The organism is Lacicoccus qingdaonensis, assembly GCF_900101075.1.
Classification (GTDB): domain Bacteria; phylum Bacillota; class Bacilli; order Staphylococcales; family Salinicoccaceae; genus Lacicoccus; species Lacicoccus qingdaonensis.
In genome coordinates this window covers 169,330-187,034 of sequence record NZ_FNFY01000003.1, presented here as the reverse complement: position 1 = coordinate 187,034, position 17,705 = coordinate 169,330, and the positions used below count along the sequence as shown (strand labels likewise).

Sequence of the window (17,705 nt, the reverse complement as noted above, 5' to 3'; positions counted from 1 at the left end):
CGGCACCATAAGCGCCTTTCAACTTTACGACCGGTGTCATAAAGGGTCATCCGGTATTAGCCACGGTTTCCCGCGGTTATCCCAGTCTGATGGGTAGGTTGCCTACGTGTTACTCACCCGTCCGCCGCTCGATCATGGGGAGCAAGCTCCCCAATCTCGCGCTCGACTTGCATGTATTAGGCACGCCGCCAGCGTTCATCCTGAGCCAGGATCAAACTCTCCATAAATGGAAAGCTCTTCTGAGCTCGGTCGATACTGCTGACAGTATCTCGGTTGCGTGTTGTGTTGTTCGCCTCAACTTTTTGTTCCTATATAATAGGAACGTTTATCGGAATTAAACGTTGACATATTGTCATTCAGTTTTCAATGTTCTCGTTTTGGTGTTGCTTTACTATCTTATCACAGCTCTAAAATCTTTGCAATCATAATTTAATATAAGTTTAACAAAATTAATATTCGCTGATTTATGCTGCTTTTTTAGTCCCTGTTTAAAGCGACTACGTAAGAATACCAAGTTTCAAAACCAACGTCAACACATTAATTATATCTTTTATTGTAGTTTTACCAGAATGCGTTTTCACTTCAAAGTAAAATAAGAAAGCCGTATGAAACATGGTTTCATACGACGGCTTTACAAAAACTTATTATTCACTTCTGTACTATTAGCTGTCTTCTTTCTTGACACTGCCTCTTTTACGATCTTTTGCCTTCTTCTTATTATTGCTCCTGATGTCTTTCTTCTTTTGTTTTGCCAATCTTTCACGTTCAGCTTCTTTGTCCCGTTCTTTTCTCAGTTCTTTACGCTTTTCTTCATTAATGTCACTTTTTGTGATTCTGCCCCGCTCCTTCTTTTCTTTTTCAGAAGCCTCTATATAATCCGGCAGCTTGATCAACTGATAAGCATTCATCACTAAAATCGCAAAAACAGATCTGAAAATCCAGGAAGTATCATCAACAACTATGAAGGGAATCATAGTAACAGCTGTAATGAATACCATGAAGAATAGTGAAGGTATGAAGATATTCGTATCTTTGACCTGCTTATTCTTATAACGGGCGACCACTATACCGACCGCTATCATCAATATTGGTATCCACATGAAGCCCCACACAGAACCTTCTTCCACACCGACTTCATAAAAACGGAAATAGAACAAATCGAAAATGGCATATATGATAAGAAGCAATTGGATGTACGGCCAAAAACTTTTAAATATCCCCAAACCTAACGGGTGTATAAAAAGATAGATGAAAAATGCAACCTGGCTGATTGTCGCGATGAGTAATCCGAATGTGATGAACCACACCAGACCGGCTAAAAATTCCCCGATGTTGCCGGTGAATAAATAACTCGTCACATTTTCATATTCCAATATCAGACTGATAACAGTAGATATGGCTGTACCAATAAGTAAAGTAGTAAAATAAAACTTAACTAAATATTTTGATGTCATAAAGCTTTTCTCCTACTATTCTTTACTTTGTTCATCTTCACTTTTTTCAATAATACTGTTGGCGATTTCTGTGTAAATATCACTGATTTTATCATCTTTATAAATTGACGGTGCAAAATCATCATGATCCCACTTCGGCTGTCCAAGAGGTACCTGCCCCAGCAAAGGCACATCGAGGTCTAAAGCAAGCTTCTCTCCGCCGCCCGTACCGAATACATATTCCTTCTGACCGCTGACTTCACTTTCAAAGTAACTCATATTTTCAACCACACCGATTATTTCGTGGTCTGTGTGCAATGCCATCGAACCTGCACGCGCTGCTACAAATGCAGCTGTCGGATGTGGTGTTGTAACAATAATCTCTTTACTGTGCGGCAACATCTGATGTACGTCCAGTGCCACGTCTCCTGTACCCGGCGGCAAGTCCAGAATCAGATAGTCCAATTCGCCCCACTGAACTTCATTAAAGAAGCTCGTCAACATTTTACCCAGCATAGGTCCGCGCCAGATTACCGGTGTATTCTCTTCTACGAAGAATGCCATGGATATCACCTGTACGCCATAACGTTCCACCGGAATGATCTTTTCACCTTCGACTGCAGGCTTATCAACAATTCCCATCATGTCAGGAACACTGAAACCATAAATGTCCGCATCAATGATGCCGACCTTTTTACCGGCCTTTGCCAGTGATACCGCAAGGTTGACCGATACCGTTGATTTACCAACGCCGCCTTTACCAGAAGCAACGGAGATGAATTCAGTCTTCCCGTCACTGAATTGACTTTCTATCGGAGATGCCTCATTGCCTCTGTGCTCATTGATCAGATCATCTTCCAACTCTTCAAAACGGATGCCGACTGTTGCAAAACCATTTTCTTTTAATAAATCAACAACCTTCATTTGTAAATCCAGCTGCTCCTGTCCACCTAAGCGTCCTATGGCGAGTTTAACACTGACGTGTTCTTTTTCTTCTTTGATCTTAACTTCCACGACCCCCTCAGTTTCGCTGAAAGGTACGTTTAAAACCGGATCATTCATCTCGCCCAGAAGCGCTTCTACTTCTTTAGTTGATAACATCGTTTTTCTCCTTTATCTACAAAATTCAATATAACAATCATAACATAATCAACATACGAACATTAAAAAATATCCGAACACTTTATGATAAATGTTCGGATATTCAGACTTAAGTCTTAGTTATTCATTTTTGTTGTCTTCCGAATTGACTTTACGTTCAAATTTGGCAAGTTGTTTTTCTGCAAAAGAGCGTCCGCCGATACCGAATGATATTGCAAATGCAACAGCAACTGCACCAAGAATTAGAAGGAACGCAGCATTTACGATGCTTTCGGCAAAGTTCAACTGATCCAATGTCATAAATACCGCAACAATAATCAGCAGGTATTTAACAGCTTCACCAAAGAATCGGTTGCCTGTACTTTTAACGATGACAGAGGATATGATATTCCCTCCGACAAAACCAAGCGCCAAAATGATTGCCGCTGAAAGTAGCAGAGGCAGATATGCAATGATTGCCGCACCGATTGTGTTTAAGATTTCTAAATTCAGTACACTTAAAGCTTCAACTACAAAGAACAGACCGATAAGCGTTGTAACAATCCAACCTGTTGCAGACGGAATATCCACTGCGTCCTTATTCTGCCCGAAGTTTACATATCTGTTATATTTACTTGCATTGATGTTGGCAAGAAGATTTTGGACCAGCGTCCCCACCAATTTGGCAATGAATAGACCGAGAACCAAAAGTACTGCCGCAATGAGCAATGTAGGCAGGAAGTTCAGTATGTTGGTCATCATCTGACTGATTGGTGATGCTACCGAATCCATGTTAAGCGCTGAGAATACTGCCGGTAAAAATAAAATGAATACCAGATAGTAAGCAATTTTACCAAGAGTCTGTATGAAACCATCAGAAGCCTGTCCGCCTTCAGTGGCACTTACAAGACCTTTTTTCTGCAGCCACTCTTCAAAGCCGAGTGCACCCAGACCTTTTACAATAATGTTCTTAATGACCGTGGCAATTATCCAGGCCAGGATTAAGTATAATAATGCTGCGATTAAGCTTGGAATGAAATTAATGATGTTTGAAAACATATCATTAAATGCACTTCCGATGTTGGACATAAATATAAACACTCCTTATTCGTTGATATAAATTCTTTTACCGTAAAAAGTCACTTTTAAACAGAAAACTCCATAAAATAGGAAATACTTACTGAATTACCACGTTTGTGTAGGCAATTATAATACACCTTATATGCAATATGAATGAAGTGGTGCATTAATTGTACTGAATGGTATTTTCCAATTTGTATTTTTGTCTTTTATCACTCACTATTATTCTGAAAATTCCGACCATAGCATTGATTTTATCTCCGATATTCTATAATATTTGTTTAAGTCATTTAAGTTTGTTTTGACTTATGATTTTAAAATTGAATATGGGGGATGTTTGAAATGGAGACGATTACAGCAATATCTGACTTTCTCTGGGGTTATCCGATTATCATCGCTCTTCTTACAGCAAGTGTTTTCTTAACGTTTCGTTTAAAGTTCTTCCAGTTCAGAAGACCGTTATATATTTTCCAGCAGACGATTGGACAAGTAGGTAAGAAATCTAAAGGCAAAGGAACTATAACACCTTTCCAGACATTGACGACAGCGCTGTCATCCACAATCGGTGCTGCAAATATCGTCGGTGTGCCTGTGGCAATCATGCTAGGCGGTCCCGGGGCGCTGTTCTGGATGTGGGTGATCGCTTTTCTCGGAATGGCTTTGAAATTCGGGGAAACAGCACTGGGTGTACATTATCGTGAGAAAAATGCCATCGGTGAATATGTTGGCGGACCGATGTACTATATGCAGAAAGGTATCAAGTGGCCGAAAATCGGTAAGTTTCTCGCAGTCTGGTATGCTTTCTTCCTGATGATAGAATTAATACCCAGCATAATGGTACAAAGCAACTCCGTCGCAAGTACTGTCCAGACCACATTCTCCCTGCCTCCGCTGATTACAGGTATTATCATTGCTGTACTGGCTGGTATTGTTGTGTTTGGCGGGGTCAGGCGCATCGGACAGGTCACTTCATACTTGGTTCCGATCATGGCCATTTTCTATATCATCATCGGCTCCATCATCATCCTGATAAATGTCGATATGGTGCCTCAAATATTAACACTGGTAATTACAGAAGCATTCAATCCGACTGCTGCACTTGGCGGAGGAGCCGGGGTCGTATTGGCAGAATCCATCCGCTGGGGTTTTGCCCGTGGTATATACAGTAACGAAGCCGGGCTCGGTACTTCTCCGATTGCCCACGCCGCCGCAAAAACCGATCATCCGATCCGGCAGGCTTTTTGGGCTGTCATCCAAATCATGGTCGATACACTGATCATCTGTACAATTACTGGGCTCGTAATATTGATGACGGGTGTCTGGCAGCATAATGATGCTCATGAGGACAGTGTCAGAGAATCATTGACAGCACGTGCTTTTGAAGAGACTTTCGGAGCATTTGGAAGTGGGCTGATTGCCGTTGCTTTGATTTTCTTCGTTTTCTCGACAGTGACGGTCGTTATCTTTTACGGTGCGAGACAGGCAGAATTTCTATTTGGACTATGGGCAGGAAGCGTCATTAAAATGGTCTACATCATTTCCATCATAATCGGTGCCATCGGCGGGGCAACATTCTTATGGTCTCTGCTTGATCTGACTTTATTCTTTGTAGTGCTTCCTAACTTAATTGCCGTAATAATTATGTCGCCAAAAATTGTAGAACTCTACAACGAATTTTTCCATACAGAAGATAAATATTATAAAAAGGATACGAAAGAATAACCATAAGAAAAAGAGCTACTTTCGTAGCTCTTTCTTTATTGGCCGACCATTATTTCATTTAATTCCTCCGCATCCTTTATATCGATGCCGAGCTTATCAAGAGTCAATCCAATCTCAAAATAGTTTCTTTCAAGCAATACACCCGTCAGTGTAATAACCGAGTCCATTACAGGCGTGTCGACACCGACCGCATCAGCAATACTTGCCCACAGTACAAGCCCGCTCTCCACATCTTCAGTGATGTAACGGTTTTCCAGATCAGTCGGCCCAAGTATATCTTTCAGCATTGGAGATTCGTTGAATTGTTCAAGAAGAGGCTTACCTTTTTCAAAATAACCGCTTCTCTCGCTGCGGGAAGACTTATCTACAGCCTCGTACCCCAGCACTCTGCATATTTCCTGGCGTTCCTCATCAATTTTATGGACGACATTCACCGTATGCTCAGTGATACCCTCTTTATATAAATAAAAAGAATCGCCTGCATAGTCGATACGTCCCGCATTTAAAATAGAAGGGCCGGGATGGCTTTCAGGGTTGCCGTTATTCAATGTCACTTCAATGATCGTGTCCGCTTTTACAAAATCATACATTTCACTTAATACTTCCAGCATTTCATCTGTATCTTTGGCCGGATATGCTGCAAACAGATTATGCTGATTGTAGCCGATCAGGTTCGCTTCATTTGTTTCTGCATTGTATCTGGATGCATATGTGAGTGACATGGATTCACCCACTTTGACATCTTTTTCTATGCCCAGCTTCTGAAGTACATTGCGTAATCTGATGCTGCACATGGCGCTTGCACTGTTAATGTATATATGCTGACCGTCCTCCAGATGCGGGGCGAGATTTTCAGTCACTTTTTCGACAGCCGGTGCGGGAATTGCCAGCATCAAAACATTCTGCCCGCTGACCGCTTCTTTAACATCTCTCGTAAAAGAATGGATTTTAACCGCTTCACCATTTAAAATGATTTCATTGTTCTCACTGATTTTATCCAGGTTCCTTTGTGATTCTGCAGATTGGTATAAAGTCACTTCATGTCCCATCTTAGTCAAATCTGCCGCGGCAGTCACACCGCCATGTCCTGCTCCAAAAATACCGATTTTTAATGTCACCTATATTCCTCCTTTTTGATAAACCACTTCACCATCTATTATTGTATATAATACTTCTGCTTCCAATAACTCATCCGGTTCGACATTCAATACATCTCTGTCGAATACCGCAAAGTCTGCCTTGTATCCCTTTTTGATCAGTCCGGACCTGTCACCGCGGTGGACGATTTCAGCCGCATTTTTAGTATACATCTGCAATGCTTCAAAGACACTGATTGTTTCATCTTCGTTATAGACTCCGGTTTTCCCATGCCGTGTAACCAGTGCATGAACGCCCTTGAGCGGATTGACATCTTCGATCGGAGCGTCCGAACCGCCGCCGAGAAGGAGCCCTTTATCAAGCATTGTTCTGAAATTGTACAGACGCTCCGCTCTTTCTTTACCGATATAGTCTTCCACCCACGGCATATCGGAAGTCAAAAATGTCGGCTGTATATCACATATGACATCAAGTTCTGCCATCCTGTCCATCATCTCTTCATCAAGAAGACTGACATGTATCAATCTGTCATGCTGCCCTTTTTTAACAGGATGCCTCTCTATTACATCGAGTACGAGTTCCGTTGCCCGGTCGCCTATTACATGAACGGCAACGGCATCTCCGTGCTCTCTTGCTTTTTTAACCAGTTTCTCTAAATTTTCTCTGGTATGTATTTGCAGTCCTGTATCATCAGTGCCCTCATAAGGTTCTTTCATCAGGGCTGTCCGTCCGCCGAATGCACCGTCGGCAAAAATTTTCATCGCATCTTTTTCGACCCAGTCTTTTTTAAATTCCGGATCTTTGGCTATCATTTCTTCATAGACCGCTGCATGCCTCAACAGATTCACCCTGAACTTAAGCTGATCTTTACCGATCGTATTCAAATAGGCATTGAGCGGCACATCGTTAGGACCGTATGCTGCCATATCTTCAGTGTGGACACCTGTCACACCCAGGGTGTATAAATACTTCACCGCCTGTGTGATATCATCACTGACCGTTTCTATCGTATCATCCACCTGGGCTGCTCTGAACTGATCGAACGCCGTATCATATACCCAGCCCGTCAGTTCTCCGTTTTCGTCTTTTTCATAAGAGCCGCCTTCAGGATTTTCAACATGTTTATCAATACCGAGTTTTTCCAGCGCTTTAGTATTCACTATTCCAGCATGCTGGCACACTCGCGCAACGATTGTCGGTTTATCCGTCAATTCATCCAGTTCGGCACGTTTCAGCCTGTAGCTGTTTTCAAAATTATTTTCATCATAGCCGAGAATCAAGTCCCACTCTCTGCCGGAGCGATGATTTCCAATCAATTCTTTTACATGATCAATATCATTTTCATCATATAAAACAAGTGACTTCAATTTTTTACCCAGCATCACCAGGTGCATATGAGTATCATTCAACCCCGGCAGCATCGTACTGCCTTTCAGATCGATGATTTCATCCGCTTCAGCATCCACTGCATCCACTTCTGTAATGATTCCGTCTTCCACAACTATATTCCCGAAAGTCTCACCTTCCGAGTTCATACTGTATATCTTTCCATTTCTGTATAAAGTCTTCAAACCATCATCCCCTTTAAAAAATACTTCATATTATATTAATATAATATGAAGTATTTCAATATCACTCGTCGTCTTTACTCAGTTCTTCACTGCGGCTGGCCGCAGCGTTCAACGTTTTAATCAGTATTCTCTTTAGTCCATCTCCATCAAGGGCATCCAGACCGGCTTCAGTCGTACCATGTTTCGATGTAATATTTTTACGCAGATCACTGAATGACAGTTCTGAATCCTCAACCATTTTGCCTGCCCCGATTACTAGATTACGGGTGAGGAACATCGCTTCTTCCTCATCAAAGCCGAGTTCCATCAGGCTTTCCGCATACATTTCATATATATAGTAGAGAAACGCAGACCCTGAACCGGTTGCCGCTGTTATATTATGCATTTCATCTTCTTCCACAGTCACTGTAGTACCGAAACTTTCCATCAGCTCTATCAGTTCATCTCTGTCAGTAAAGTTACCGGAATATGATATACCGTTCACTGAATGCTGTACCATCGCGTTTGTATTCGGCATTATTCTCGCTATTGGATTTTCAGTTTTAAGCTCACGGCGTATCGTCTTTATCTGGGTACCCGCCATGACTGATACGACTTTTGTCTCAGGTTCAAGGTATGGCCGTATTCTGTCTGCAACAGAAGGAAAGCTCTGCGGCTTGCTCGCAAGTATCACATAATCTGCATCTTTTAATAAATCCTGATCATCATATGATACATTGACACCCAGATTTTCTTTGAAAAACATTATTTTTTCCTGCATGCTTCTACTCGTCAAGTAAATATCCGAAGGCGCTACGACACAATTCTCGATCATGCCGATAAAAATAGCACTTGCCATGTTTCCCGCACCATAAAAGACAATCTTCATCAAATCAACTCCATAAAATTTTTGACCCAAGGTTCATCTTAACAAACTGATATAAAAAGTGAAGTTTATTCTGCATTAAATATAAAATACGATGGCAGCGTAATGTAATCCACTTGCAATGATTATAAAGAAATGCCAGATCATATGGAAGTAATTTCTTTCCTTTTGAGAATAAAACCATGCGCCGACTGTATAGCTGATTCCGCCAAGCAGGATGAGTGCGATGAAGATCCAGCTGGTTTCCCTGATGATGATCGGTGCGAATATGACAGCCATCCAGCCCATCACCAGATAAACTATCATGCTGACTTTGGAGCTGACTTTTGGGCTCAGCACTTTATAAAGAATGCCGAGAACAGCTGCAATCCATTGAATAAGTAATGCAGTCATGCCCCAAAAGCCGCCTATGACAGAAATGGCAATCGGGGTGTACGTGCCAGCAATGGCAATATATATGAAACTGTGGTCCAAGAGCCGCATAATATATTTATGCTTCGTGTTATGCGTCATCGAATGATACAAAGTCGAAGTCAGAAACATCAGGAGAATACTGATGACATATATCGAACCTCCGACTGCATACTCGACGCCGCCGTCTATATACATGTAAACCGACGTAAAAGGCAGCAGGAAGATGAAGATCAGGGCAGCCACACCGTGACTGACACTGTTGCCGACTTCTTCGCCGAAAGATAACGGGATTATACCGCGCAGTGAGCGTTCTAATTTCGTCTCTTTATTTTCTGTTGCCTGATTTACGGTCCCGTCATTTTTAGTCATTAAATCAATCCTTCAGATTTCAAATCCTGATATGCTGTTTCTACACTGTCCTTGCCTTCCTTATTTTTCAGTGGAGAGAATTCACCTTTTCTGTCCACCTGAAGTGTATTATGCTTTTCAGCATATTTGAATGCATCAAAATAAAATTTCTCGAACTTCAGTACTTCTTCTTTCACTTCATTTAAATCATCATCTAAAAAGTCGAGGTTCTTCAATGCCAGATGATATGGCATTTCAGCTTTACCCACAGTATCCAGAAAATCTGTCGAAAATACGTGAATCCCAATGTTACCGTTTAAAAACTGCCTGTCCGTACCTTCCGGCAGTTCCGTATACTCGACCACGGCCTTGACACCGTCGACCAGACTCAGACGGCCGACACTTTCCCCCGGTTTCGGGACGATGGATTTGGAAGTGATTTCATTGTCCTCTTCCAGATGCAGTCCCATGAGCAGAGTATCCAGCACTTTAACAACCGCATTATCCACATTGTTCATGAAGACGTGTTTGACTCCGCGGTTCTTCATATCATCGAGCATACCCGAGTTGTATAATGAAGCGAAAATGCCGCCGTTGCCATTTGGCGTCAGCATGATGTCTTTTTCCGGTGTCAGCAGTAAAGTTTTATCTTTTTTTACCGGCGGAAAATGTTCCTGTTTGAAAAAGTGGATGTTTTCTTTCGGCAGGTCGAAGTATTGATTTTCTTTGAAAAAACTTAACGTTTCATCATGATTGATGTCACTTGTCATGATATACCAATGTACCGGCGCACTTTCCGATGTGATATACCGTTTTAATTGCCTTGCCTGCAGTTCGAATAATGACACGCCGTCAAAAGAGAAAGTCCCCTTTGGGCCGGGATGCTGAAGACGTGTGCCCTGTCCGCCGGCCATCAGGAGAACGGCAAACTCCCCTTTATAGATGGCGCTTTCTGCTCTTTCCCTTAATTGCTCCTGCTGGAAATTTTCTATATCATCGGCGGATACGTACCCGATTTCTTCTATCTTTTCCACATCAATCGTTTTCGGGTTTACAAATGTTTCTTCATATACTTTTTCAACATGTCCAATATCCAGCGCTTTGAATGATTCATCCAGATGCTGCTGTTCCGACGGGTTCAATTTGTCATATTGAGGTATCCATTTTTCAATCATAGTTTAGCTCCTCATTAATTATTCAGTGATCACTTTTCGAATCAGTTCTATATTCGTCTCATTGTCACCAATCTTATAATTTTCGAGTATTTTTTGTTTGACCGCTTCGACATCTTCACTATTACTGTAGATCGTAACAAGAGATTCTCCGGCTTCGACACGGTCTCCCACTTTTTTATTGAGCATCAGACCGACGGCAAGATCAATGACATCTTCTTTAGTCTGTCGGCCGGCACCCAGCATGCTTGAAGCGACACCCATCGCCTCAGAACCGATCCGCTCGACAAATCCGGACTTCTCTGCCTCTACTTCAAATGTATACTTCGCCTGAGGCAATTTATCCAGATCGTCGACCATCGACACATCGCCGCCCTGATTTTTCAGAAACACTTTAAATTTCTCCAGGGCACTGCCATCATCTATTACTCCCCGGAGCTTGGTACGTGCCTCTTCGAGTGTTTCAGCTTTGCCTCCGAGGACGACCATCTGGCTGCCCAGTTCAAGACTCAGTTCAGTCAGATCTTCCGGACCTTCTCCTTTAAGCGTTTCAATCGCCTCTTTCACTTCAAGTGCATTACCGATTGCTCTGCCAAGCGGCTCTTCCATGCTTGAAATGATTGCCATGGTGTTACGTCCCACATTGTTGCCGATGGACACCATCGCAGTCGCGAGTTCTGTCGCATCTTCCGTCGTTTTCATAAACGCACCGTCTCCGACTTTCACGTCAAGAACGATCGCATCGGCACCGGCTGCAATTTTTTTACTCATAATCGAACTCGCAATCAGCGGGATCGAGTTCACAGTTGCCGTCACATCTCTGAGCGCATAGAGCTTTTTATCTGCAGGTGTCAAGTTGCCGGACTGTCCGATTACCGCCACTTTGTCACGGTTTACGATATCTATGAAATCCTGTTCTGTAATTTCAACATGGAAACCTTTCACCGTTTCCAATTTATCAATCGTTCCACCTGTGTGACCGAGTCCGCGTCCGCTCATTTTTGCGACCGGAACATCCAGTGCCGCAACAAGCGGTGCAAGGACAAGCGTTGTTGTATCGCCGACACCGCCGGTGGAATGCTTATCCACTTTCACACCGTCAATCTCAGACAGATCTATCTGGTCACCGGAAGCCACCATCGCCATCGTCAAATCGGCTCTTTCCTCATCATTCATATCATTGAAGAAAATAGCCATCATAATACTTGAAACTTGATAATCCGGAATTTCATCATTCGTATATCCTTCGACAAAGAATTCAATTTCTTCTTTCGTCAGCGGCTCGTTATCACGTTTTTTCGCAATAATGTCCACCATTCTCATAAAATCACTCCTTTACAGTTATTGACTGTTAACTTCTGCCCACCGAATGGTGGTCTCTTGCATCTTTATAGTAATCCAGCAATCTTTTGGAGGCGTTGTCCCATGAAAACTTCAGCGCTTCTTTTCTGGCCTCTTCTTTTATTGCTCTGAACTTCTCTGTTTCATCGATGACCTCGACTGCATCCAACAGACTGTCCAGGTCTTCATTTTCATACAGCATGCCATTTACTTCATGTGAAACCTGCTCCATGGTCGGGCCGCTTTTGGCTGCGATGATCGGCAGCCCTGACGCCATGCCTTCCAAAATGACCAGCCCCAGTGTTTCCGAGATGCTTGGGAAAATAAAAGCATCGCTGGATGCATAGGCTTTTGACAACTCTTCACCGTGCAGGAAGCCGGTGAACACCGTCCCTGTGCCTTCGAAAACTTTTTCAAGTTCATCTCTTGCAGGACCGTCACCGATGATGGCGAGACTGATATCAGTCCGTTTTTCAAGCATCGGTAAAAGTTTATGTATTTCTTTTTCAATTGCCAGCCTTCCGATGAATACGAGAAGTTTATTCTCTTGCTTACCATTCGTCAGACGCGCTCTCATATCTGCATCTTTGAATTTTGGATGGCGCTTTTCAACGTCGACGCCACGGGGGATGACAGAGAGACGTTCGATACCTTCCTGATCGAGTTCTTTCTTTATCGTTTCTGAAGTCACCAGATTGATATCCGCATTTTTATGCTGCCTTCTGATATACCACCATAACAATGGTTTGGCCGGCTTATATATTTTATAAAAATCCAAATACTTGGGCAAATGAGTATGATAGGAAGAAACGAGCGGGACATCCAGCTTCCTGGCTGCTGTAACAGCACTCGTCGCGAGGAGCACCGGGTTCACTGCATGGACGACATCCGGTTCAAATTTCTTCAGCTCATGATGCACTTTACGTGATGGGAAACCCCATTTTCTATACCTGTAAAAAGGGAAAGTGACTGGTTTTATACCAATCACTTTCGCTCCTTTGTACTCCGTCACACCAAGGTCCGGTGCGATGACGAGCACTTCATGGCCTTCACCTAAAAAGTATTCGATTGCCTTTTTAAGCCTTGTTACTATACCGTCGGTTGACGGTAAAAATGTTTCTGTTACAATCGCAATCTTCATCCGTTACTGCCTCCACATTTCTAAACTCTTATTTCCAGGTCACTTTCGGCAGCACATTATCAACGATGATTCTGTCTTTATGCTGCAGTGAATACGTAAGTATCTCTTCAAGCACTTCATCAGTCAGAAGATGGGGTTCGAGACCCAGATCAATCAATGCTGTATTGACCGCATTATAGTAATGCTCCTCTTTTTCAACACGCGGGTTTTCGACATTTGAAACTTCCACGTCTATATCAAGGCCCTTTGCAACACTCTGAATTTTTTGTGCAAGTTCCAGAACCGAGAATGACTCTGTAAACTGGTTGAACACTCTGAATTCACCGCGGTCTGCAGGGTTTTCAGCCGCAATTTCAACACAGCGGACAGTATCTTTAATATTAAGGTAGCCTCTTGTCTGGCCGCCTGAGCCGTATACTGTAATATCATGTCCGATTGCAGCCTGAGTGAGGAAACGGTTCAGAGCGGTACCGAAAATCGCATCATAATCCAAACGGTTTACAAGCACAGGGTCTTTCAATGTTTCTTCCGTATTCAGACCATAGACGACACCCTGGTTTAAGTCTGTAGCACGGATGCCCCAGATTTTACATGCGAACATGATATTGTCCGTGTCATGCACTTTTGTCAGGTGGTAGAAAGAACCCGGCTGTTTAGGGAATGGAAGAACATCTTTTCTTCCTTTATGTTCAACTTCGATATACCCTTCTTCGATATCGATGTTAGGCTGTCCGTATTCACCCATTGTGCCCAATTTGATCAAGTGGCAGTCCGGTTCAAATTCCTTGATGGCATACAGCACATTCAAGTTTCCAATAACATTGTTCTCGTGTGTATATACTGCGTGCTCTCTGTCTATCATGGAGTATGGTGCTGAACGCTGTTCCGCAAAATGAACAAATGCTTCAGGTCTTTCCTGCTTGAATACAAGGCTCAGGAAGTCATAATGGTTTAAATCACCTTCGTAAACCTTGATTTCCTTTCCAGTCAATTCCTTCCATTTTGCAACACGGTCTTCCAGTGATGCAATAGGTGTAACTGAGTTAGAATTAAGCTCTTTGTCATACTCTCTTCTAACTAGGTTATCTACTATAGTAACTTCATGACCTTTTTCAGATAAATAGAGTGCAGTCGGCCATCCGCAGAAACCGTCTCCTCCAGCTACAATAATTCTCATTTGAACATCCTCCGATTCACTTCGTATAATTTTTAAGTATACTTATGTATACACTTCTATTATAAGTATTATTCCTCTGACTAACAAATTATTCTATCTTTACAACATGTTATGTCTTTGTAAATATCAGGTAAATATTAATATTGAATAAGCAGATACAAGTTTGCTCCAGCCGGAAACCGGCTTTTATTTTGTAGTGGCTGTCCAGTCCTTGCTGTTTCTGTATCTTTTGATGTGTGCATAAATATTTTCCCCTGCATAATCTTCATTGGTATATACTGTAATATCAAAATACTTGCCTGTTTCAGACAGTTCTTCTTCCATATAAAAATCTTTCAGATGCCCGAACAGGTTTTTCATCTGATCCATATTGAGACTCGGGTACTCACGCAGCACCCTTTTTTGAAGCCCGCCCGGTTCATCGATGATTTCCTGCACAACGATTACAAACGTTTCATCCTCTTTAATGACATCATCAAAAATGTTTGTCTGCCCAAACTCTGCCACGGCTCTTCCTCCTCATTATAATTCTGTGCGTAAATCCCACAGTTCCTTGAAAAAATATTTGTCTATCACTCTTTTTAAATAATTCACCCCTGAACTGCCGCCCGTACCTGTTTTGAAGCCGATGATCCGCTGTACAGTCTTCATATGCCGGAATCGCCACTGGCTGTACCTGTCTTCTATGTCCACCAGCTTCTCCAGCAGTTCATACAATTCAAAATGCTCGTCAGAGTTAAGATATATCTGTTTGAATGCCTCTTTCACAGAGTCATTCGGTTCATAATCCTGTGTAACATCACGGTTCAGGACCGCTTCATCAATATCAAACCCTGCCCGGTGTACCGCCTTGATCGTTTCGTCATATATGCTTGGTTTTTCCAGCTGCTCCTTCAGACGCGTATACACTTCCGGATCTTTCTCATATATTTTCAATGCATGAGTCGTCTTGAATCCAAGACAGTATTCCATCATACGGTTCTGATATGACTGGAAACCTGAGGCATTCGCCAGTATATCCCTGAATTTCAAATAATCGCTCGGCGTCAATGTTGACAGCACGTCCCATGAAGAAATGATCTGGTTCTGCGCATTCGCCACCCTTGCCAGCTTTTTGAAAGCGACCCTGAATTCATCTTTGCTGATATCTTCTATAGCTGAATTCAGTTCATGAATCATCAGCTTCATCCACAGTTCCGATACATGGTGGATGATGATGAACAATTGCTCATCGTGTTCATCCGACAATGGATTCTGCGCAGTCAATATCTGCTCCAGCGACAAATATTCCCCGTACGTCATATCTTTTTGAAAGTCTGTCTTAACACTTTCCCCGCTCAAAGTCTTATCCTGATACTCAGCCATTCAAGCTCCCCCTTTTTCTGACGGCAGCCCTCACCGGCGAGCCGTCTGCACCTTCTATTTTAAGCGGCAAAGCGATAAAGTCATAATAACCGCCCGGCGCTTCACTCAATACTACATTTTCTATGATCATGATATCGTTGTCATAAAGTGTATGGTGAATCTTTAAATCTTTGGAATCAATATCATCGACGGATGGAACATCAATGCCAAATAACTTGATGCCGAGACTGGCAATATATCCAGCCGCTTCTTCATTCAGGACAGGGACTTTTTCTGGAAAAATACCCGGCTTATAAGTACGCTGCGTTTTCACAAGCAGAATAGTCCCTTTAATATCGTATTCTGAAAGCACAGCTTCTGTAATTTCTTCCTGATCATACACTTCTATTATCGTTGCTTCTCCGATATAACGGCCGATATCCAATGAATCAACTGTTTCCCCTTCATCATCAAAATGGAAAGGTGCATCAATGTGCGTCCCTATATGTGTGCTCGTTGTAATCTTTCCAATATTGACGGAACCTGTATCCTTTTTAGTCACCGGCACTTCGTAATTGAAAGGGGTGTCCTCCGGCCAGTGTGCAATGTCATTCGTCAGTGTCTGGGTAATATCGATCCACATTATGCGATCACACCCCGCTTATTATCAAAGTCTTCATATTCTTTCGTTTCCATGATTTCTTTTAAAATTTTCATCGTATGATAAACATCTTCAAAAGTATTATAAAGTGCAACCGGTGCAATACGTACATAGCTCGGTGCCCTGAAGTCAGGTATGACACCTTTTGCTTTTAAGGCGGCATTGATGCCCGCTGCATGTTTGTGGCCGATCAGTATATGGCCGCCGCGTTCTTCATGACCGCGCGGTGTCACCACTTCCATATCATACTCTTTGAATTCCGCATCCAGTATTTCCAGCATGAAATCAGTAAGGTTGAGTGACTTGTTTCTGATTTCATCCATTCCCGCTTCGTTGAATAAAGAAAGTGCCCCGAGCAGCGGCGCCATGGACAGGATGTGCGGCGTGCCGATCTGATATTGGCTGATATCCGCTGCTGCGTCAAATTCGTGATTCATGTCGAACTGGCTTTCTTTATCATTTCCAAACCAGCCTTTCAGGGATACTCCCAGATGGTGGTGTCTCGGGTGGACATACAGACCGGCAACAGAACCCGGCCCGCCGTTTAAATGCTTATAAGTGCACCATACGGCAAAGTCGACATCCCACTCCTCCAGATGATGGGGAATTGCACCGATTGAATGACATAAGTCAAAACCGATGATGATTCCTTTTTCGTGTGCCGCTTCCGTCAATTTCTCCATATCCAGAACCTGTCCGCTTCTGTATAAAACTGCCGGCAGCAGTATGAGGGCGACTGATTCATCCATAAGGCCAATGATGTCTTCAGTTTTTAAAGTATGACCGTCGCGGCTTTTCGCTTTCAGCATGCTGTCCGGATTTCCGTGATCATCAAGGACAGCCTGTACCGCATATATATCTGACGGAAAGTTCAGCTCATCCACTAAAATTTTATTTCTCGATTCTGTCGGCTGATAAAGCGTTCTGACCGTCTGGTGGATATTCGTCGTCGTTGAATTTGTGGCCAGCACATTTTCCTTATCTGCATTGATGAGCGATGCCATGTATCCGCCAATCTCTTCCGACATATAAAACCACGGTCTTTCCCCGCCTGTCCACCCCTCGATTGCGAGCGTCTTCCAGTCATTCAAAACATCCAGCACCGACTGCTCGGCACGCCTGCTCATCAGACCGAGAGAGTTTCCGTCCATATAATGTATATTTTCTCCGAGATAAAATTCCTGTCTGTATTTCTGAATAGTGTCTTTTCTGTCATATTCCTGTGCAGCTTCCAGCCACTTCTCCATCTTATTATCTC

The 17,705-nt window shown here is 42.8% G+C and carries 16 protein-coding genes and 1 rRNA gene; 1 reads left to right on the top strand and 16 read right to left on the bottom strand.

All coding sequences use genetic code 11. The features are described 5' to 3' along the window. From BLR15_RS03430 to BLR15_RS03415, 4 genes are all read right to left on the bottom strand, one after another. Positions 1 to 227 (bottom strand): 16S ribosomal RNA (locus BLR15_RS03430); the annotation flags it as partial. 435 nt (positions 228 to 662) lie between these two features. Beyond that, positions 663 to 1,454, bottom strand: a complete 792-nt coding sequence (locus BLR15_RS03425) for a KinB-signaling pathway activation protein (protein WP_092984707.1) — start codon at positions 1,452 to 1,454, stop codon at positions 663 to 665. A gap of 15 nt (positions 1,455 to 1,469) precedes the next feature. Further along, on the bottom strand, positions 1,470 to 2,534 hold the full coding sequence (locus BLR15_RS03420; protein WP_092984705.1) for an Mrp/NBP35 family ATP-binding protein: 1,065 nt from the start codon (positions 2,532 to 2,534) through the stop codon (positions 1,470 to 1,472). Between the two features lie 120 nt (positions 2,535 to 2,654). Next, positions 2,655 to 3,602 (bottom strand): mechanosensitive ion channel, encoded by a 948-nt coding sequence (locus BLR15_RS03415; protein ID WP_092984703.1) that lies wholly within the window; start codon positions 3,600 to 3,602, stop codon positions 2,655 to 2,657. A 333-nt stretch (positions 3,603 to 3,935) separates the two neighbouring features. On the opposite strand from BLR15_RS03415, the gene BLR15_RS03410 reads away from it, so the two are divergent. Beyond that, positions 3,936 to 5,315, top strand: a complete 1,380-nt coding sequence (locus BLR15_RS03410; protein WP_092984701.1) for an alanine/glycine:cation symporter family protein — start codon at positions 3,936 to 3,938, stop codon at positions 5,313 to 5,315. A gap of 35 nt (positions 5,316 to 5,350) precedes the next feature. On the opposite strand, the gene BLR15_RS03405 is transcribed toward BLR15_RS03410, so the two are convergent. The 12 genes from BLR15_RS03405 to kynU all read right to left on the bottom strand — a co-directional run bounded on the left by BLR15_RS03405 (position 5,351) and on the right by kynU (position 17,694). Then, a complete protein-coding gene (locus tag BLR15_RS03405; protein ID WP_092984699.1) occupies positions 5,351 to 6,433 on the bottom strand; it encodes an NAD/NADP-dependent octopine/nopaline dehydrogenase family protein in 1,083 nt (360 codons plus the stop codon). After that, on the bottom strand, positions 6,434 to 7,984 hold the full coding sequence (locus BLR15_RS03400) for an amidohydrolase (protein ID WP_092984697.1): 1,551 nt from the start codon (positions 7,982 to 7,984) through the stop codon (positions 6,434 to 6,436). Between the two features lie 61 nt (positions 7,985 to 8,045). Then, positions 8,046 to 8,852, bottom strand: a complete 807-nt coding sequence (proC, locus tag BLR15_RS03395) for a pyrroline-5-carboxylate reductase (RefSeq protein WP_092984695.1) — start codon at positions 8,850 to 8,852, stop codon at positions 8,046 to 8,048. 75 nt (positions 8,853 to 8,927) lie between these two features. Then, positions 8,928 to 9,632: a PAQR family membrane homeostasis protein TrhA gene (gene trhA, locus BLR15_RS03390; RefSeq protein WP_092984693.1), complete on the bottom strand. Its 705-nt coding sequence runs from the start codon at positions 9,630 to 9,632 to the stop codon at positions 8,928 to 8,930. Then, positions 9,632 to 10,786 (bottom strand): UTP--glucose-1-phosphate uridylyltransferase, encoded by a 1,155-nt coding sequence (locus BLR15_RS03385; protein WP_092984691.1) that lies wholly within the window; start codon positions 10,784 to 10,786, stop codon positions 9,632 to 9,634. Before BLR15_RS03385 ends, trhA begins: the two co-directional genes overlap by 1 nt. A gap of 18 nt (positions 10,787 to 10,804) precedes the next feature. After that, positions 10,805 to 12,106 (bottom strand): pyrimidine-nucleoside phosphorylase, encoded by a 1,302-nt coding sequence (locus BLR15_RS03380; RefSeq protein WP_092984689.1) that lies wholly within the window; start codon positions 12,104 to 12,106, stop codon positions 10,805 to 10,807. A 28-nt stretch (positions 12,107 to 12,134) separates the two neighbouring features. Then, positions 12,135 to 13,265, bottom strand: a complete 1,131-nt coding sequence (locus BLR15_RS03375; RefSeq protein WP_092984687.1) for a glycosyltransferase family 4 protein — start codon at positions 13,263 to 13,265, stop codon at positions 12,135 to 12,137. Between the two features lie 28 nt (positions 13,266 to 13,293). Continuing rightward, positions 13,294 to 14,442, bottom strand: coding sequence for an NAD-dependent epimerase/dehydratase family protein (locus BLR15_RS03370; RefSeq protein ID WP_092984685.1), 1,149 nt, complete (start codon positions 14,440 to 14,442; stop codon positions 13,294 to 13,296). Positions 14,443 to 14,628: 186 nt separating this feature from the next. Continuing rightward, positions 14,629 to 14,949: a hypothetical protein gene (locus BLR15_RS03365; RefSeq protein WP_092984683.1), complete on the bottom strand. Its 321-nt coding sequence runs from the start codon at positions 14,947 to 14,949 to the stop codon at positions 14,629 to 14,631. A 15-nt stretch (positions 14,950 to 14,964) separates the two neighbouring features. Continuing rightward, positions 14,965 to 15,807, bottom strand: coding sequence for a tryptophan 2,3-dioxygenase (locus BLR15_RS03360; RefSeq protein ID WP_092984681.1), 843 nt, complete (start codon positions 15,805 to 15,807; stop codon positions 14,965 to 14,967). Further along, on the bottom strand, positions 15,800 to 16,429 hold the full coding sequence (locus BLR15_RS03355; RefSeq protein WP_092984679.1) for a cyclase family protein: 630 nt from the start codon (positions 16,427 to 16,429) through the stop codon (positions 15,800 to 15,802). Before BLR15_RS03355 ends, BLR15_RS03360 begins: the two co-directional genes overlap by 8 nt. Next, positions 16,429 to 17,694 carry a kynureninase gene (gene kynU, locus BLR15_RS03350; protein WP_092984677.1) on the bottom strand — a complete coding sequence of 422 codons (1,266 nt, stop codon included), beginning with the start codon at positions 17,692 to 17,694 and terminating at the stop codon, positions 16,429 to 16,431. Before kynU ends, BLR15_RS03355 begins: the two co-directional genes overlap by 1 nt. Positions 17,695 to 17,705: the final 11 nt, after the last annotated feature.